This is a genomic window from Jatrophihabitans sp., assembly GCF_035474675.1.
GTDB lineage: Bacteria > Actinomycetota > Actinomycetes > Mycobacteriales > Jatrophihabitantaceae > Jatrophihabitans_A.
In genome coordinates, this window is sequence record NZ_DATINC010000138.1 from 23,767 (window position 1) to 40,086 (window position 16,320).

Annotated in this window: 18 protein-coding genes; 17 read left to right on the forward strand and 1 reads right to left on the reverse strand. The window is 74.2% G+C overall.

Going from position 1 to position 16,320, the window contains the following annotated elements:
* The first annotated feature begins 34 nt into the window (after positions 1–34).
* The 12 genes from VLJ82_RS15715 to VLJ82_RS15770 all read left to right on the forward strand — a co-directional run bounded on the left by VLJ82_RS15715 (position 35) and on the right by VLJ82_RS15770 (position 12,154).
* Positions 35–961, forward strand: a complete 927-nt coding sequence (locus VLJ82_RS15715) for an LLM class flavin-dependent oxidoreductase (RefSeq protein WP_408664307.1) — start codon at positions 35–37, stop codon at positions 959–961.
* Entirely contained in the window at positions 955–1,794 is an 840-nt protein-coding gene (locus tag VLJ82_RS15720; protein WP_408664308.1) for a TauD/TfdA dioxygenase family protein, read from the forward strand. The genes VLJ82_RS15715 and VLJ82_RS15720 overlap by 7 nt, the downstream gene beginning before the upstream one ends.
* Positions 1,791–2,408: a VOC family protein gene (locus VLJ82_RS15725; RefSeq protein WP_408664309.1), complete on the forward strand. Its 618-nt coding sequence runs from the start codon at positions 1,791–1,793 to the stop codon at positions 2,406–2,408. Before VLJ82_RS15720 ends, VLJ82_RS15725 begins: the two co-directional genes overlap by 4 nt.
* Positions 2,405–3,082, forward strand: coding sequence for a histidine phosphatase family protein (locus VLJ82_RS15730; protein WP_408664310.1), 678 nt, complete (start codon positions 2,405–2,407; stop codon positions 3,080–3,082). The genes VLJ82_RS15725 and VLJ82_RS15730 overlap by 4 nt, the downstream gene beginning before the upstream one ends.
* Positions 3,079–4,401 (forward strand): condensation domain-containing protein, encoded by a 1,323-nt coding sequence (locus VLJ82_RS15735; RefSeq protein ID WP_408664311.1) that lies wholly within the window; start codon positions 3,079–3,081, stop codon positions 4,399–4,401. Before VLJ82_RS15730 ends, VLJ82_RS15735 begins: the two co-directional genes overlap by 4 nt.
* Positions 4,391–4,651: an acyl carrier protein gene (locus VLJ82_RS15740; RefSeq protein ID WP_408664312.1), complete on the forward strand. Its 261-nt coding sequence runs from the start codon at positions 4,391–4,393 to the stop codon at positions 4,649–4,651. The genes VLJ82_RS15735 and VLJ82_RS15740 overlap by 11 nt, the downstream gene beginning before the upstream one ends.
* On the forward strand, positions 4,648–6,219 hold the full coding sequence (locus tag VLJ82_RS15745) for an AMP-binding protein (RefSeq protein WP_408664313.1): 1,572 nt from the start codon (positions 4,648–4,650) through the stop codon (positions 6,217–6,219). The genes VLJ82_RS15740 and VLJ82_RS15745 overlap by 4 nt, the downstream gene beginning before the upstream one ends.
* Complete coding sequence (locus VLJ82_RS15750) at positions 6,207–7,487, forward strand: MFS transporter (protein ID WP_408664314.1); 1,281 nt, start codon at positions 6,207–6,209, stop codon at positions 7,485–7,487. Before VLJ82_RS15745 ends, VLJ82_RS15750 begins: the two co-directional genes overlap by 13 nt.
* A complete protein-coding gene (locus VLJ82_RS15755) occupies positions 7,484–8,809 on the forward strand; it encodes an ATP-grasp domain-containing protein (RefSeq protein WP_408664315.1) in 1,326 nt (441 codons plus the stop codon). Before VLJ82_RS15750 ends, VLJ82_RS15755 begins: the two co-directional genes overlap by 4 nt.
* Before the next feature lie 235 nt (positions 8,810–9,044).
* Complete coding sequence (locus VLJ82_RS15760; protein ID WP_408664316.1) at positions 9,045–10,205, forward strand: LLM class flavin-dependent oxidoreductase; 1,161 nt, start codon at positions 9,045–9,047, stop codon at positions 10,203–10,205.
* Between the two features lie 60 nt (positions 10,206–10,265).
* Complete coding sequence (locus tag VLJ82_RS15765; protein WP_408664317.1) at positions 10,266–11,471, forward strand: amidohydrolase family protein; 1,206 nt, start codon at positions 10,266–10,268, stop codon at positions 11,469–11,471.
* Positions 11,468–12,154, forward strand: coding sequence for a class II aldolase/adducin family protein (locus VLJ82_RS15770; RefSeq protein WP_408664318.1), 687 nt, complete (start codon positions 11,468–11,470; stop codon positions 12,152–12,154). The genes VLJ82_RS15765 and VLJ82_RS15770 overlap by 4 nt, the downstream gene beginning before the upstream one ends.
* 41 nt (positions 12,155–12,195) lie before the next feature.
* Here the strand turns inward: VLJ82_RS15770 and VLJ82_RS15775 are convergent, their stop codons facing one another.
* Positions 12,196–13,068 (reverse strand): SMP-30/gluconolactonase/LRE family protein, encoded by an 873-nt coding sequence (locus VLJ82_RS15775; RefSeq protein ID WP_408664319.1) that lies wholly within the window; start codon positions 13,066–13,068, stop codon positions 12,196–12,198.
* Positions 13,069–13,157: 89 nt separating this feature from the next.
* Between VLJ82_RS15775 and VLJ82_RS15780 the strand changes: the two genes are divergently transcribed.
* From VLJ82_RS15780 to VLJ82_RS15800, 5 genes are read left to right on the forward strand one after another with little or no spacing between them, the layout of a single operon-like run.
* Positions 13,158–13,427 carry an acyl carrier protein gene (locus tag VLJ82_RS15780; RefSeq protein ID WP_408664320.1) on the forward strand — a complete coding sequence of 90 codons (270 nt, stop codon included), beginning with the start codon at positions 13,158–13,160 and terminating at the stop codon, positions 13,425–13,427.
* Positions 13,424–13,666, forward strand: a complete 243-nt coding sequence (locus VLJ82_RS15785) for an acyl carrier protein (protein ID WP_408664321.1) — start codon at positions 13,424–13,426, stop codon at positions 13,664–13,666. The genes VLJ82_RS15780 and VLJ82_RS15785 overlap by 4 nt, the downstream gene beginning before the upstream one ends.
* The gene (locus VLJ82_RS15790) at positions 13,663–14,808 is read left to right on the forward strand and encodes a beta-ketoacyl-[acyl-carrier-protein] synthase family protein (RefSeq protein WP_408664322.1); all 1,146 of its coding nucleotides are present in this window, start codon (positions 13,663–13,665) and stop codon (positions 14,806–14,808) included. Before VLJ82_RS15785 ends, VLJ82_RS15790 begins: the two co-directional genes overlap by 4 nt.
* 5 nt (positions 14,809–14,813) lie before the next feature.
* A complete protein-coding gene (locus VLJ82_RS15795) occupies positions 14,814–15,527 on the forward strand; it encodes a hypothetical protein (RefSeq protein WP_408664323.1) in 714 nt (237 codons plus the stop codon).
* On the forward strand, positions 15,524–16,318 hold the full coding sequence (locus VLJ82_RS15800; protein ID WP_408664324.1) for a 2-amino-3,7-dideoxy-D-threo-hept-6-ulosonate synthase: 795 nt from the start codon (positions 15,524–15,526) through the stop codon (positions 16,316–16,318). Before VLJ82_RS15795 ends, VLJ82_RS15800 begins: the two co-directional genes overlap by 4 nt.
* Positions 16,319–16,320: the final 2 nt, after the last annotated feature.

Consider the following 16,320-nt stretch of genomic DNA (forward strand, 5'->3'; position numbering starts at 1 on the left):
CCGCTGATCCCCACCGCACCACTCGGGAGCCGTTTTGTCTTTGTTCGGCAAGCACATCGTCTTCGGCGTGCACACCGGCCTGCAGGACACCACGGTCGCCGAGCTGACCTCGCTGTGGTCGGACCTCGACCAGGCCGGCTACGGCTGGCTGTCGGTGTGGGACCACTTCTACAGCGCCGAGCGCTCGACCAAGTCGATGTGCCTGGAGTCGGTCGCCATGCACGCCCTGCTGGCCGCCACCACCCGGCACGCCCGCTGCGGTGCCCTGGTCTACAACGTCGGCTACCGGCACCCGGCCGTACTGGCCAACGCCATCGCCACCATCGACCACATCTCCGGCGGCCGGGCCACCCTGGGCCTGGGCTGCGGCTGGCACGAGCTGGAGCACCGGGCCTACGGCTTCGGCTTCGACCCGCCGGGCCGGCGGCTGGACCGGCTGGCCGAGGCGGTGGTGTGCATCCGCTCGCTGCTCACCCGGCCGAGCACCGACTTCGCCGGCGAGTACTACACCCTGACCGACGCCCGCTGCGATCCCAAGCCGGTCCAGCCGCGGCTGCCGATAATCATCGGCGGCGCCGGCCCGCGCCGCACCCTGCGGCTGGTCGCCGAGCATTCCGACGCGCTCAACATCGGCTTCGTCTCGCCGGCCGAGTACCGGGCGAAGCTGGCCGTCCTGCACGAGCACTGCGCCGCGGTGGGCCGGGCACCGGAGTCGATCCTGGCCGGCGTGAACCTCGGGCTGCAGCTGGAGGGCAGCTCCACCAGCCAGGCCAGCTACGCCGACATGCCGTTCGAGGTCGCGCACGGGATCCTGCGAGGAAAGGTGCACGAGGTGGTCGATCAGATAGCGGAGTACCTGGAGGTGGGCGTGCGGCAGGTCAACTTCGCCGTCCGGGCGCCGTTCCCGCGGCAGTCGCTGCTGGAGCTGGCCGAGGCGCTGGAACTGGAGCCGGCATGCTGACCGAGGCCGCGCCGATCTCGCTGCGGCCCTACGGCGGCACCGTGGGTGCCCGGCTGGACGGCATCCGGCTGGCCGACGTGCCGGCCGGCAGCGACGCCGCCCGCGCGATCAACGAGGCGCTGTGGCGCTACGGCCTGCTGGTGGTGGGCGAGCAGTTCCTGACCCCGCCGGAGCTGGTGTCGGTGACCAGGCTCTTCGGGGAGCCGATGGTGCACCCGCTGGTCCCGCACCATCCCGACCACCCCGAGGTCATCGTCATCGACTCCACCGAGCGGGCCGGTCGCGGCCGTACCGACTTCTGGCACGCCGACGCCACCTTCTCACCGACCCCGCCGGAGGTCACCCTGCTGCAGTCGCAGGTGATCCCGCCGGCCGGTGGCGACACCATGTTCGCCAACCAGGTGCTCGCCCTGCAGCGGCTCTCGCCGGGCCTGCGCCGGCTGCTGGCCGGCCTGCGGGCGGTGCACTCCTCCGACGAGCTGGCCACCGCGGTGGGCCGGCCGGCCAGCGACATCAAGACCGTCAGCCACCCGGCGGTGCGCCGGCACGACCGGACCGGGGTGGCCGCGCTGTACGTCAACTCCGGTTTCACCCGGCACTTCGAGGACATGACGGTGGCCGAGTCCCAGCCGCTGCTGCGCTACCTCTACGAGGTGGCCTCGGCACCGGAGATCAGCTGCCGGCACTCCTGGACGGTCGGCGACCTGTTGATCTGGGACAACCGGGTGGTGCAGCACTACGCGGTGCCCGACTACTCCGACGCGCACCGCCGGATGATCCGCACCGTGGTGACCGGCAGCGTGCCGGAGCCGGCGAGAGGAGAGGACCTGTGAGCAACGATCCGCTGGTGCTGCGCGGTATCGACCACATCGCGCTGGGCACCGACGACATGGCGGCCAGCCTGCGCTTCTACGTCGGGGTGCTCGGCTTCTCGCTGGTCAACGCGATGCGCACCCCGCCGGGCGCCGACGAGAGCGGCGACCTGGTCGAGGTGGCCGACCGCACCACCCGGACGGACTTCCGGCGGCCACCGGGGGCGCCGCCGTTCACCGGCATCCGGCACTACAACATCGGCATCGGCAACGACACCCTGCTCGGGCTGTTCGAGTACCCCAAGGGCACCCCGGCCGCCGACCGGGACTGCGTGGGGGCGCTGCAGCACATCGCCTTCCACGCCTCCAAGGCCGAGTTCGACCGGGTCACCTCGGTGCTCGACGCGGCCGGGATCTCCTACCTGGGCCCGTTCTCGCTGCCGGACGGCCACACCACCATCAACGTCTTCGACCCCAACGGCGTGCGGCTGGAGGTGGTCACCGACGTGGACAACCCCGACTACAGCTCGGTCGGATTCGTGGCGATGACCGAGGAGGAGATCCGCGCCGAGCTGCTCACCCTGGTTCCGGAGGACGAGGCCGAGCAGCTGCTGCGAAACCACCGGCCGGCATGAGGCTGGTGCTGCTGCAGGTGGGCGACGCGCCACCGGGCAGCTGGCCGCTGGTGGCCGGCCGGGCCGACCCGCCGCTGAGCGAGGCCGGCCGGCAGCAGGCCGCGGCAGCCGCCGGCCGGTTGGCCGGACTGGGCGTCGAGGCCGTCTTCCGGGCCCCGTCCCGGCGCGCCGCCGAGACTGCGGCGGCACTGGCCGAGGCGTGCGGGCGCACCCCGGTGGTGCTGGACGGCCTGGCCGAGATCGGCCACGGCGGCCACGAGGGCCGCAACTTCCACGACCTGGCCCGCGACCGGGATCCGGTGTTCGAGGAGTTCCGGCGCAGCCGGTCCTGGGACGCCTTCGCCGACGGCGAGGGCGACGCCGCCTTCCGGCAGCGCTGCTGGGCCGCCCTGGAGCAGGCGCTGGACGGCGCCGGGCCGGACTCGGTGCGGGTGGTGATCTCGCACGGCGGCGTGTTGAACTCGATCGCCAGCCAGGCGCTGCGGTTACCGCGCAGCATGTTCTACATGCCCCGCGGTGGTTCGCTGACCTGCCTGGTGTTCTCGGCCACCGACCCGGTGTGCCTGGTGCTCAACGACTGCGCGCACCTGCCCACCGACCCGCTGGCCGACCCGGCCGACCCGCTGCTGGCCCGGGCCGATGTCGACTGCGCCGTCGGGACGGGACCGCGGTGACCGAACCCACCTACAACCAGCTGCACCGACTGCTCAAGGACGACGACGACCGCCGGCACGGCCGCGAGCCGAAGCGGCACCACACGGTGGCGGCGTACCAGGTCAGCGGCCCGGTCGACGACGGCGCGCTGCACGAGGCGTGGCTGGCGGTGCAGCAGGACTACCCGGTGCTGCGCACCCGGTTCGAGCGGTCGGAGGCCGGCTGGCGCTGGCTCACCGACGAGCTGACCCCGCCGGCCGGGCTGCGGCGCGACCGGGCGGCCGACCTGGCCGGCGCCCACCAGCTGGCCCAGCAGTGGGCCGACCGCAGGTTCGACCTGGCCGCCGAGCCGCTGGCCCGGCTAGTGCTGATCGAGGTCGACGACGACACCCGGGTGCTGGTGCTGGTGGCCGAGCACCTGGTGTGCGACGGCTGGTCCACCCTGTGCCTGGTCGGCCGGTTGTCCGAGATCTATGCCGAGCTGTGCGGCCGGGGCACCCGCAGCCCGCTGGACTGCGAGAGCTACCTCGACCAGGCCCGCTACGAGCAGGCCCAGATCGCCGCCCTGGACGTCGAGGACGTCGCCCGGCTGCACGAGCAGGTGCTGCCGGCGCTGCCGGTTCCGCAGCCGGCCGAGGTGGACCACCTGCGGTGCGCCACGGTCCGGCTCAGCTACGACCGGGCCCGGCTGGCGGCCGCCGCCCGCCGGGAGCTGGGGCCGTTCGGCGCGTCCGCGCTGGTGCACGCCGCCGCCCAGCACGGCCTGGCGGCCGCCTTTCCGCCCGGCCCGCCGGCCACCCTGCTCACCATGGCGATCCGGCACCGCCGGCCGGCTCGGGCGGCGGTGGGCTGGTACGTCAACAAGGTGCCGGTGGCGACCGTACCGGCGGGCGGGCCGGCGCTCGAGTCACCCGCGGCGTTCGGGCACCGGCTGGCCAAGGCGCTGGACCGGCACCCGGTGCCGTGGACCTGGCTGCTGGCCACCGCCCGGCCGGAGGCGTTCGGCCGGCACGCCAGCTGCCCGTACGCAGGCTTCAACGCGATGGCCGAGGTCAGCCGCCGGGTGGCCAGGGCCGCCACCGAGCGGCCGATCGGCCGGTTGCGCAAGCTCGGCATCGACACCGGCTTCTGGGACGCCGCGCTGATGGTCTCGGTGGACAGCACCGACACCGAAGTGGCGGTGCTGGTGGAGGCCAAGCAAGACTTCGTTCCGTCCCCGGCGCTGGCCGGGTTCGCCGACCGGCTCGACGCGGCCCTGCGGTCCTGGATCGGGCCGCTGGCCTCGGCCGCCGGGCCGGCCGGTGCCGCGGAGAACGGAAGGAGCGCCCATGGTGGCTGACGAGCTGGTGTTGCAACGGTGCCGGGACGCGGTTGCCGATCCGGGCCTGGACTGGGCCCAGGACCTCTACGACGCCGGGCTGGACTCGATCGGGCTGCTGGAGCTGTCCGAGGCGCTGTCCGCCGACGCCGGCACCGAGGTGCTGGTCAGCGAGCTGTTCAACTGCACCACGCCGGCCGAGGTGGCCGCGCTGCTGCGACAGCAGGATCCGGCGGCGCGGCAGCAGGATCCGGCGGCGTCCAGGCCATGAGCGAGCTGCTGGCGGCGCTGCGGGAGGTGGCGGCCGCCCGGGAGCGGCACGTCGCGGTCCGCGATGCCAGCCGGCAGTGGACCTACCGCGAGCTCGCCGGGCAGGCGGGCTCGGTGGCGGCTGCGCTGCAGGCGTCCGGCGTCCGGGCCGGTGACCGGGTGCTGCTGTCGATGCGGCCGGACGGACCCGGCATCGCGGCGATGTGGGGCTGCTGGCTGGCCGGGGCGTCGTTCGTGCCGATCGAGCAGCGGGCCCCGCAGCCGCGCAACCTGCGGATCGCGGAGCTGACCGGTGCCCGGGTGGTGCTGGCCGACCGGCCGGTGCAGCTGCCCGGCCTGGTCACGGTGCCGGGGACGGCGACACCCGACCCGGGAACCGCTGAGCCCGCCCCGGCGGCCGGTGCCGATCCCGGCTACGTGCTGTTCACCAGCGGCTCGACCGGCACCCCCAACGGCGTGGCGGTGGCCGGCGGGGCGCTGCTGGCGCACTGCCGGGCGGTGATCGAGTTCGAGGGACTGGATCCCGAGCTGGTGGTGAGCCAGTTCCACGAGCTGACCTTCGACCCGCCGCAGCAGTACCTGTGGAGCGGGGTGCTGGCCGGCGCGACGGTGGTGGCCAAGCCCGCCGGCACGCTGCCGCCGCACCGGTTCGCCGGCTTCCTGGCCGAGCAGCAGGTGCACTCGGTCGGGGTGGCCACCCGCTACCTGGCGATCCTGGCCGGTGCCGGCGTGCTCGAGACCGACCCGCCGCCGGCCTTGCGGGCGCTCAGCGTCGGCGGCGAGGCGCTGCCGGTCGGCCTCGCCCAGCGCTTCCAGCGCAGCCGCTGGGCCGGCGTGCAGCTGATCAACTACTACGGCCCGACCGAAGGGGTGGTGGCCGCCACCGGCTACCGGCTGCCACCCGGCTGGACCCCGCACCCGGCGGCCCGGTCGGTGCCGGTCGGCGAGCCGCTGGGCACCCGGCGGATCGAGCTGCGGCCGGCCGGCGACCAGCCCGGCCAGCCGGAGGCCGGTGAGCTGGTGGTGGTCGGCCAGCCCCGGGCGCTGGGCTACCTCGGCACCCCGGACGGCCACCGGTTCAGCGGCAGCGGCGACCGGGCGGAGCTGCGCACCGGCGACCTCGCGGTGTACCGGCCCGGCCAGGGGTACGAGATCCTCGGCCGGCTGGACGACCAGGTGAAGGTGGCCGGGTACCGCATCGACCTCGGCGAGGTCGAGCACGCGCTGCGCACCGTGCCCGGAGTCGCCGACCTGGCGGTGGTGGCGCTGCGGGTGGAGTTCGACACCAGCCTGGGCGCCTGCCTGGTCGCCGAGGCCGGCGCGGACGCCGGGCAGGTGCTGGCCGCGGTCCGGCAGCGGGCCGCCGGCCTGCTGCCCTACCAGCGGCCGAGCCGGTACCTGCTGGCCGACGCGCTGCCGCTGACCGGCAACGGCAAGGCCGACCGGACCCGGCTGGCCGCCCAGCTGGCGGCCAGCCCGGCGGCGCCGGAGTCCGCCGGAGGGTCGGCCGGGGCTGCCGTCCCGGCGCCGTTGGCGGAGGCCGCCGGTGAGGCGCGATGGGCGGGCTGACCGCGAACCAGCACGCTGCCGACCCGGTGGCCCTGCCGCCGCGCCGGTTCGCCCTGACCTACCTGACCATGACCGCCACCGATTCGTTCGGCAGCGGCCTGTTCAAGACCCTGGCCGTGCTGTTCTGGTCGCGCTACGCGCACCTCAGCCTGCCCACGGTGGGCATCGGGCTGACGCTGGGCGGGCTGGTCGCGATGGCGGCGCTACTGCCGCTGGGCCGGCTGGGCGACCGGGTCGGGCACCGGCGGATGGTGATCGCGCTCAACCTGGTGGTGGGCGCGGTGGTGGCCTGCTTCCCGCTGGTGCGCCAGCCGGCGCTGTTCTTCGCGGTGGTCGCGGTGGCGTCCGCGGCCGAGGCCGCCCTGGGCCCGCTGCGCCGTTCCTACGTCGGCCGGCAGCTGAGCCCGCCGGTCCGCCGCCGGTTCAACGCCCGCAACCGGGCCACCTTCAACGCCGGCTTCGGCTGCGGTGCGGCGCTGGCCGGGGTCGGCCTGGCCACCGGCAGCAACCGGGTGCTGGTGCTGCTGGTGCTGGGCAACGCCGCCTCCTTCGGAATCGCCGCCGTCGCGATGTACCTGCTGCCACCGGACCGGGCGCCGGACCAGCCGGCCGCCGGCACTGCCGAGGTGCGCAGCGTGCTCGGCCATCCCCGGCTGATCGGCTCCGGGGCGCTGATCGGCCTGCTGGCGCTGTCGGAGGAGGCGCTGGAGATCGGGGTGCCGGTCTGGATCGCGACCACTCACCGGGTGCCGGTGACCATGATCAGCGTGGCGCTGGTGGTCAACACCGTGTTCGTCGTGCTGTTCCAGGTGCCGCTGGCGCGCCGGCTGGAGTCGTTGCCGACCCTGCGCAGCTTCCGGCTGGCCGGCTGCCTGCTGCTGCTGGCCTTCGCGCTGATGGCACCGGCCTGGCTGCTGCCCCGGCCGGCCGCGATCGCGGTGCTGGTGGTGTTCGTGCTGCTGCTGAGCACCTCCGAGGTGATCGCGGCCACCGTGGACTGGGACGTCTCCTACCGCACCGCCCGGGCCGGCCGGGAGTCCGAGAGCCAGGCCGCGTTCTCGCTGGGCACCAACAGCCATCGCGCCGTCGGCGGCGTGCTGTTCGCCGGGGCGCTGGCCGCGGGCCCGGCCGGCTGGCTGGTGGCGTGCGCGGCGCCGGCGCTGGTGCTGGCGGCCAGCTCCTACCGCGGGGTGCGCCGGCTGGCGGGCATAGACGGGATAGCCGGCGAACCGGCCGCCGGGCCTGCAGCGGGCGGGGCGGCGTCGTGAAGGTGCTGGTGGGCTACGACGGCGGCTCGGTCGGCCCGATGGAGATCGCGGCCGGGCTGCGCGGGCTGGCCGAGCCGGTCTTCCTGGTGCCGGCGGAGCTGCGGCAGACCCGGTTGGGCCAGATGGTGGCCGCGCTCGCCGAGACGGTGGCCTTCGCCGGCGGCACCGACCCGGCCGGCGATGCCCTGCTGGAGCCGGCCAAGCTCGACCGGCTGGCCGGCATCGAGGGGCTGGCCGGGGCGCTCACCTTCTCCGAGAAGCTGCTGCCGGCGCTGTCGCAGGTCACCACCCGGCTGGGCCTGCCCGGGCACGCTGCCGAGACCATCCGGCTGCTCACCGACAAGTACGCCCAGCGCCGCGCGCTGCGCGACAGCGGGGTCGACCCGGTGCGCTGCCAGCTGCTGGACTCGCCGGCGGCGCTGGACCCGGCGGTCGAGCAGGTGGGCTTTCCCGCCGTGCTCAAGCCGGTCCGGGGCCGCGGCAGCCGCAACACCTACCTGGTCGCCGACCGCGGCCGGCTCGCCGAGCTGGTGCACCAGCTGCTGGTACCGGCGCAGCCGGGGCAGCCGCCGGCCGAGCAGGCGCTGCTGCTGGAGGAGTACCTGCCCGGCGACCCGTCCTGCCCGCAGGGCGACTACGTCGCGGTGGAGAGCGTGGTCTGCGACGGCGTGGTCGAACACCTCGCCGTCACCGGCAAGTTCCCGCAGCTGAGCGGCTTCCGGGAGGTCGGCGACTTCTGGCCGGCCGGACTGGCCGGGCCGGTGTCCGACCGGGTCGAGCGTCTGGTGTCCGGCGCCCTGGGCGCGCTGGGGGTGCGGACCGGCATCTGCCACACCGAGGTCAAGCTCACCCCGGCCGGGCCGCGCATCATCGAGGTGAACGGGCGGCTGGGTGGCGAGGTCAGCGACCTGGCCCGGGCGGCCTACGGCCTGGACGTCAGCACGCTGGCCGCCCGGATCGCGCTGGGCCTGCCGGTGTCGCTGCCGGCGCGCGAGCTGCCGGCCGTGGTCTACACCGCGACCGCGATCGCGCCGTTGCCGGCGGTGCGGTTGCGGGCGGTGCGGGGCGCCGACCGGATCCGGCAGCAGCCGGGGGTGTTCAGCTACCGCCGCTACCGCGAGGTGGGCAGCACCACCCGCACCGCCGAGGCGGCCTGCACGCTCGACGTGCTGACCGGGCAGGCCCGCAGTCATGCGGAACTGACTGCAGCCGTCCGAGAAGCCACCAGCACGCTGAGCTACGAATTTGACATGTCCGACGGCACGATAGCCACTTTCACGGGATGGCAGTTGACGCTCGGCAGCCCATCCGGTTCTTGCTAATACCTTTGCCGTATCGAGATCCTATCGAGGGCGATGTTTCGCCACTGTGAGAACAGCTAGAACGATTAAGGGGAAACCTTTCGAAGGGTTGACACGACCTCATCGGCTGGGCACGATCGGTCGCGACCGACCAGCCAACCGAAAGGCGGCTGCCAATGACTGCAATTTTCCGCTCATCACAGCTTGGTAAAAACCGAATGAGCTGGGACGGACTGGTAATTCAATGACTGCAGCTATGCGATTCGGCACGATCCTGTTCCCGCTGCATCCGGTGGGCCAGAGCCCTACCGTGGCGCTGGAGAAGGACCTCGAACTGCTGGAGTGGATGGACCGCTGGAACTACGCCGAGGCCTGGGTGGGCGAGCACCACTCCGGCGGCTTCGAGCTGATCGGCGCGCCCGAGGTGTTCGTCGCGATCGCCGCCGAGCGCACCAAGCACCTGCGGCTCGGCACCGGGGTCACCTCGCTGCCCTACCACCATCCTTTCACCGTGGTGGAAAGGATGATCCTGCTCGACCACCTGACCCGGGGCCGGGTGATGTTCGGCGTCGGTCCCGGCCAGCTGGTCTCGGACGCGAAGATGCTCGGCATCGACACCACCCAGCAGCGCCGGATGATGGCCGAGGGCCTGGACGCCATCATCGAGTTGCTCAAGGGCGACCCGGTGAGCGTGAAGACCGACTGGTTCACCCTGGACGAGGCGCGGATTCACCTGCCTCCCTACACCCGGCCGCACATGGAGATGGCGGTCGCGGCCAGCGTGTCCCCGGCCGGGCCGCGGGCCGCCGGCCGGCACGGCCTGGGCCTGCTCTCGATCGCCGCCTGGCATCCGGACGGGTTCGGAAAGCTCCGCGACCACTGGGAGATCATGGAGGAGACGGCGGCGGCCAACAACACCACCGTCAGCCGCGCCGACTGGCGGATGATGGGCCCGGTGCACCTGGCACGCACCGAGCGGCAGGCCCGGGACAACGTCAAGCACGGGTTGGAGCGGGTCTTCGGCTACCTCAGCCACATCATTCCGCTGCCCACCCTGAACGCGACCGACTTCGACGACCTGATCGACCAGATCAACGGCCTGGGCGGCGGGGTGATCGGAACGCCGCAGATGGCGGTGGACTCGATCGGCCGGCTGGCCGAGCAGTCCGGCGGGTTCGGCTGCTACCTGCTGCAGGGTGCCGAGCTCGCCAACCGCCCGGCGACGCTGGAGAGCTACCAGCTGTTCGCCGAGGAGGTGGCACCGCACTTCCAGGGCCAGGCCCAGCCGCTGCTGGACTCCCACCGCTGGCTGCTCGACGCACCCTCGGCCACCCCCGGCGTGACGCGCTGGGTGGCCGAGACCACCGAGGCGATCAAGCTCGAGATCGACGACTACGCCTCGGCACGACGCTCCTGACATCCGTCGCCGCCGGCAGAACCAGCATTGCCGTCTGCCCGACGAGAAAGGTTCCGCGCTGTGCTTGTGCTGGCTGCTGCCCGGATGTTCGACGGCGAGGCGATGCTGCCGTTGCGGTCCCCTGCGCTGCAGGTGGCCGACGACGGCCGGATCGCCGGGGTCGTCGAGCGTTCGGAGCTGGCCGCCGACCAGCCGGTAGTGGACCTCGGACCGGTAACGCTGCTGCCGGGCCTGCTGGACACCCACACCCACCTGTGCTTCGACGCCTCGGCGAGTCCGGTCGAGGCGCTGGCGGAGCAGTCCGACGACCAGCTGGCGGACTGGATCGATCAGCGGGCCGGGCAGGCCCTGGCGGCCGGCATCACCACGCTGCGCGACCTCGGTGACCGCGACTTCGCCACCCTGGCCGCCGCCCGGCGCTACCGCACCGAGCCCGCAGCCCGGCCGCACCTGGTGTGCGCGGGCCCGCCGCTGACCACCGCCACCGGCCACTGCCACTTCCTCGGCGGGGCGCTGCCCGACCCGGACGCAGCCCCGGAGGCGGTGCGGCGCTGGGCCGAGCGTGGCGTCGACCTGATCAAGGTGATGGTCACCGGCGGCACCATGACGCCGGGCAGCGACGGGCTCGACCTGCAGTTCGACGAGCCGCAGCTGCGCGAGCTGGTGCGCCAGGCACACCGGCTGGGCCTGCAGGTCACCGCGCACGCCCACGCCGCCAGCGGCATCCGCGCGGCGGTCCGGGCCGGCGTCGACGGCCTGGAGCACGCCAAGTTCTGGGTGCCGGCCGGCCTGGAGCCGGACTGGCAGGTGATCGACCAGATCGCCGAGCGCGGCATCGCGGTCTGCCCGACGCTGGGTGCGTTGCCCGGCGCCCCGCCGCCACCACCGGCGGTGGCGGCCCGGGCCGAGCAGGCCCTGGCGCTGGTGGGACAGCTGGCCGCTCGCGGCGTCGTGCTGGTCGCCGGCTCGGACGCCGGCATCAGCCCGGCCAAGCCGCACGACGTGCTGCCGCACGCCATCGTGGCGATGGCCGGCTGCGGCATGGGGAACCTCGCCGCGCTGCGCTCGGCCACCAGCGTCGCGGCTGAGGCCTGCCGGTTGCCGGGCAAGGGCCGGTTGCGGCCGGGATGCGACGCTGACCTGCTCGCCGTCGACGGCGATCCGGTGGCGGACCTGACCGCGCTGCTGCGGCCCCGCGCGGTCTACCGGGCGGGCAGCCTGGCCTGGTCGGCCGAGCCGGCCGTGCCGGACGGAGCGTTGGTATGACCCGCCCCGAGCAGCTGACCCCCACCCCGACCGGCCCGGTTCCGGCCGGTCCGGTTCCGTCGTCCGCGGCCGAGGCGCGCCAGCAGATCCTGCTGGTCGCCGGCCAGCTCGCCGAGCGCGGCCTGCTGTCGGCCAGCGGGCACGGCAACATCAGCTGCCGGCTGCCGGGCGCCGACGAGGTCTGCTACACCGCCACCTCGGACCTGCGCACCCTGACCGAGGACCGGATCGCCCGGCTGGGCCTGGACGGCGAAGTGCGGTCGGGACAACTCACCGAGCTCGCCCTCGGCGGGGCGCGGATGCACCTGGCCGTCTACGCCGCCCGTCCCGCGGCCGGCAGCGTGGTGCACAGCCACGCCCCGTTCGCCACCGCCTACGCCGTCGCCGGCCGGCCGATCGGCTGTTGGGCCGAGCCGCTGGCGATCTTCGGCATGCCGGCCGGGGTGCCGGTGCTGCCCTACGCCGAGCGCGGCAGCGAGCAGGCCCAGCGGCTGATCAGCCAGGCGGCACAGGAGGAGTCGGTATCGGCGGTGCTGCTCGGCGGGCACGGGGTGCTGGCCTTCGGCGCCACCCCGGCGGCCGCCCTGCACGTGCTGACCCTGGTGGAGGAGGCGGCCCAGCTCGGAATCCGGGCGGCCGGCCTCGGCGGTGCCCAGCTGCTGCCGGCGGAGGCCCGGCAATGACCCCCACGGCGACCGTCCCCATCACAATGACCCCCACGGCCTCAGCCGGCGAACGGCGTTACCGGCAGCCCTCTCACCCCGGGCCGGTAGCGGAACACCCGGCCGGCGTCGGGCTGCTCGGCCCGCTCGGCCTCGGACAGCTCGATGGCCGCGGTGGTGATGAACAGCTCGTCCAGCCCCGGGCCGCCGAAGGCACAGCTGGTCACGTTGCGCACCGGCAGCCGCAGCACCCCGTCCAGCGTGCCGTCCGGCGCGAACCGCCGCACGCTGCCGCCGCCGAAGGTGGCCACCCACAGGTAGCCCTCGGCGTCCACGGTCAGCCCGTCCGGCGCGCCCTGGTCGGGCTCCAGCGCGCACAGCACCCGCTGGCCGCTGGCCGTCGCGGAGTCCACGTCGTAGTCGAAGGCGTACACGCACTGCGCGCCGCTGTCGGCGAAGTACATCCGGCTGCCGTCCGGGCTCCAGCCCAGGCCGTTGGAGATGGTGGTGCCGGTCAGCACCACCGAAACCTGCCAGTCTGGATCGACCCGGTACAGCGCGGCGGCGCCGGGCCGGTCGGTGCCGGCCATGCTGCCCACGTACAGCCGGCCGGCCGGGTCGCACTTGGCGTCGTTGAGCCGGTTGCCGGGCACCCCGGTCTCGACCGCGCACCGGCGGCCGAGGTTGCCCTGCAGGTCGGCGGCCACCAGGTGGCCGGTCAGCGCCAGCACCAGGCCGCCGCCGGCCCGGGGCACCGCCGCGGCGACCAGCTCGCCGACCTCGACGGTGTCGGTGCGGTCGGTGCCGTACTGCCAGCGGTGCACCCGGCCGCCGACGATGTCGACGAAGCTCAGGCACTGCGCGGCCGCGTCCCAGTTGGGCCCCTCGCCGAGCTCGGCGGCCGGCGTCCCGGCCAGTGGTTCGGCGTGGTCCACCTTCGGCCCCTTCCTTCGCTGCCCCGCCACTGTAGTGGCGCCCCGTCCCCGCGACGGCACTGCCTGCGCGCCACGGAAAGGAACCACACGTGAGTGAGCGGACCCGCGCCTTCCTGCTGGAGGTACTCGCCGACGACCTCAACCTCGACCTGACCGAGGCGCAGCTGCGCGACGAGCTGCCGCTCGGCTCGGCGGGGCTGGGCATGGAGTCGCTGAACTTCGTGGAGTTGGCGATGCAGGCCGAGCGGCGGCTGGGCGTGCCGGTGCCCGATGCCGACCTGGACCGGATCGCCTCGTTCACGGTGGGCGAGCTGGTCGAGCACCTGGACCAGCGGCTGCGCGAGCGGGAGGACGCGTGAGCCCGGACGAGCTGCGCGAGCTGCTGCTGTCGAACTCCGCGGTGGGGCTGGCGCCCGACATCGGCCTGTCCGACTGCTTCGTGCTCGACTCGCTCGCCCTGACCTGGGTGCTGTACCAGGTGCAGGAGAGCTACGGCCTGGAGCCGGATCCGGACGACGAGCGGATCTCCGGGCTGACCTCGATCGAGCGGATGGCCGGCTACCTCGACCAGCTGCGGCCAGGCGGGGTGCGGACATGACCGGTCCTCCGCAGCGGCCGCGGGTCGCGGTCACCGGCTTCGGCGTGTTCAGCTGCTTCGGCTGGGGCGCCGAGGCGTTGCGGCGGTCGGTGTTCGAAGGCACGCCGGGCTTCCGGCCGGTCGGCCGGTTCGACCCCGCGCCGTACCGGGTGGACCGGGCCGCGCACGCCGAGCAGAACCCGACGCTGGCCGAGGCACTGGCCACCGCGGCCGCCGAGGCGCTGCGCCAGGCCGGCCTGGCGGACCCGCACCGGGCGGCGGTGCTGCTCGGCACCCAGGGCGACTGGACCGGGCTGACCGGGTTCTGGCGGCACGGCGGCCCGGCGCCGGCCACCGCGGTGGCCGGCGCGCACGCCCCGCTGCTGGCCGCCGCGCTGGGCATCGAAGAGGGCCGGCGCCGGGTGTTCAACAACGGCTGCGTGGCCTCGGCCGCCGCGCTCGGGCACGGCCTGGCGCTGCTGGCCGACCACCGGGAGGACCTGGTGCTGGCCGGCGGCGGGTACCTGGTGGAGGAGGAGTTCTACGCCAAGTTCGACTCCGGCCGGGCCTTCACCCCCGAGCCGGTGATGCGCCCGTTCAGCCGGGACCGGGCCGGCCTGCTGCTCGGCGACGGGGTGGCGGTGCTGGCGCTGGAACGCGAGGCCGATGCCCTGGCCCGCGGCGTGCAACCGCTGGCGATCCTGGCCGCGGTGGGCATGGCCGCCGACTCCTACCACGTCTGCCGGCCGCATCCGTCCGGTGCCGGCCTGAGCCGGGCGATCGGGCAGGCACTGGCCCGCTCGGGCGTGCCGGCGGCCGAGATCGGCTACGTCAACGCGCACGGCACCGCCACCAAGGCCAACGACAGCGCCGAGACCGCGGCGCTGCGGGCGGTGTTCGGCGACCGGCTGCCGCCGGTGAGCTCGACCAAGAGCTGCACCGGCCACACCTTGGAGGGCTCCGGCGCGCTGGAGGCCGTTCTCTCGCTGATCGCGCTGCGCGACGGCCGGTTGCCGCCGACCGCCGGCTTCACCGAGCCGGACCCGGACTGCCCCGACGACTGCGTGCCCAATGAGCCGCGCGACCAGCCGCTGCGTGCGGTGCTCAGCAGCTCCTCGGCGTTCGGCGGCGCCAACGCCGCCCTGATCCTGGCGGCGGCCTGATGCGGGTGCGGCACTCTCATGCGGTCGGGCCGTGGGGCCAGAGCCCCGACCTGCCCGGCTGGCTGGCGGCCGGCGACTTCGGCCCGGACCAGCCGGCCACCCCGGAGCTGCCCAACCTGATCGGCTTCGCCAAGTCCCCGTTCCTCAACCTCACCCGGCACACCATGGCCGAGTGCCTGGCCGGCTGGCACCCGGGCGGCGACCAGCCGGCGGCGCTGGGCATCGTGCTGGCCTCGGTACTCGGCGACCTGACCAGTGCCGACCAGGCCAGCCGGTCGGTGGCGGCGGGCGAGGTACCGGTGCCGATGCTGTTCTACCAGTCGGTGCCGGTCTCGGTGCTGGGCCGGCTGAGCATCGAGTTCCCGCTGTCCGGACCGCTGATCTGCTTGTCCGGCGGGCCGGAACTGTGCGAGAGCGCGCTGGAGTGCGCCGAGTCGATGCTGGCCGACGACGGTCTGGAGGCCGTGCTGGTCGGCTACACCGAGGCGGGCCAGGACCGCTGGCGCCCGGCGGCGGCGCGCACCCTGGCCGAGCTCTGGGGGCAGCCGGTGGTGCCGGACTGGGACTGCGCGGTCAGCCTGCTGCTCGAACCGGGCCCACCGGCCACGGCAGCCCCGGCCGAGCCGGCCGGCCGGGACCAGCTGCCGGCCCCGCTCCGCGACTTCCTCGGCATGGCAGAGCAATCGCAGATCAGCGAACAGGTAGGTGCGTCCACATGAATCCCGGAAAGCAACGACGGCTGAACCGACTGTGCCGCAACGGCGACCGCAGGTACCTGTTCATACCGATGGACCACTCGGTCTCCGACGGACCGCCCCAGCTGATCAACCGGTTCGAGGGGGTGGGCCTGGCCGCGGCGCTCGGCGGCGCGGACGCGCTGATCGTGCACAAGGGGCGGCTGCCGGGGCTGGCGGCCGATCCGGAGCTGCGCGGCTGCGGCCTGGTGATGCACCTGTCGGCCAGCACCGTGCACGGCCCCGACCCGGACGCCAAGGTGCTGGTCGGCACCGTCGCCGAGGCGGTCCGGCAGGGCGCGGACGCGGTCAGCGTGCACGTCAACGTCGGGGCGCGCTCGGAACCGGACCAGCTGCAGGCGCTCGGCACGGTGGCAGCCCACTGCGAGGAGCTGGGGATTCCGCTGCTTGCCATGGTGTACCTGCGCGGTCCGCAGGTGGTGGACTCCTACGACGCGGCCGAGCTCGCCCACGTGGTGAGCATCGCCATCGACCTGGGCGCCGACCTGGTCAAGACCTCGATGCCGCGCCCGCTGAGCGGGGTGTCCCGGCTGGTCGAGGCGGCCGGCGGCCGGCTGATCCTGTCCGGCGGCTCGGCGGAGGAGGAACCGGCCGAGTTTCTCGGCAAGGCGGAGTACGCGATGCGGGCCGGCACCGCGGGCCTGGCGGTCGGGCGCCGGGTCTGGACCGCGGGAGAACCGGCCGCCGTGGTGCGCCGGCTGGCCGAGATCGTGCACGCCGGCGTGCCGGCGCTGGCCGAGCCGGCCGCGGTGTGACC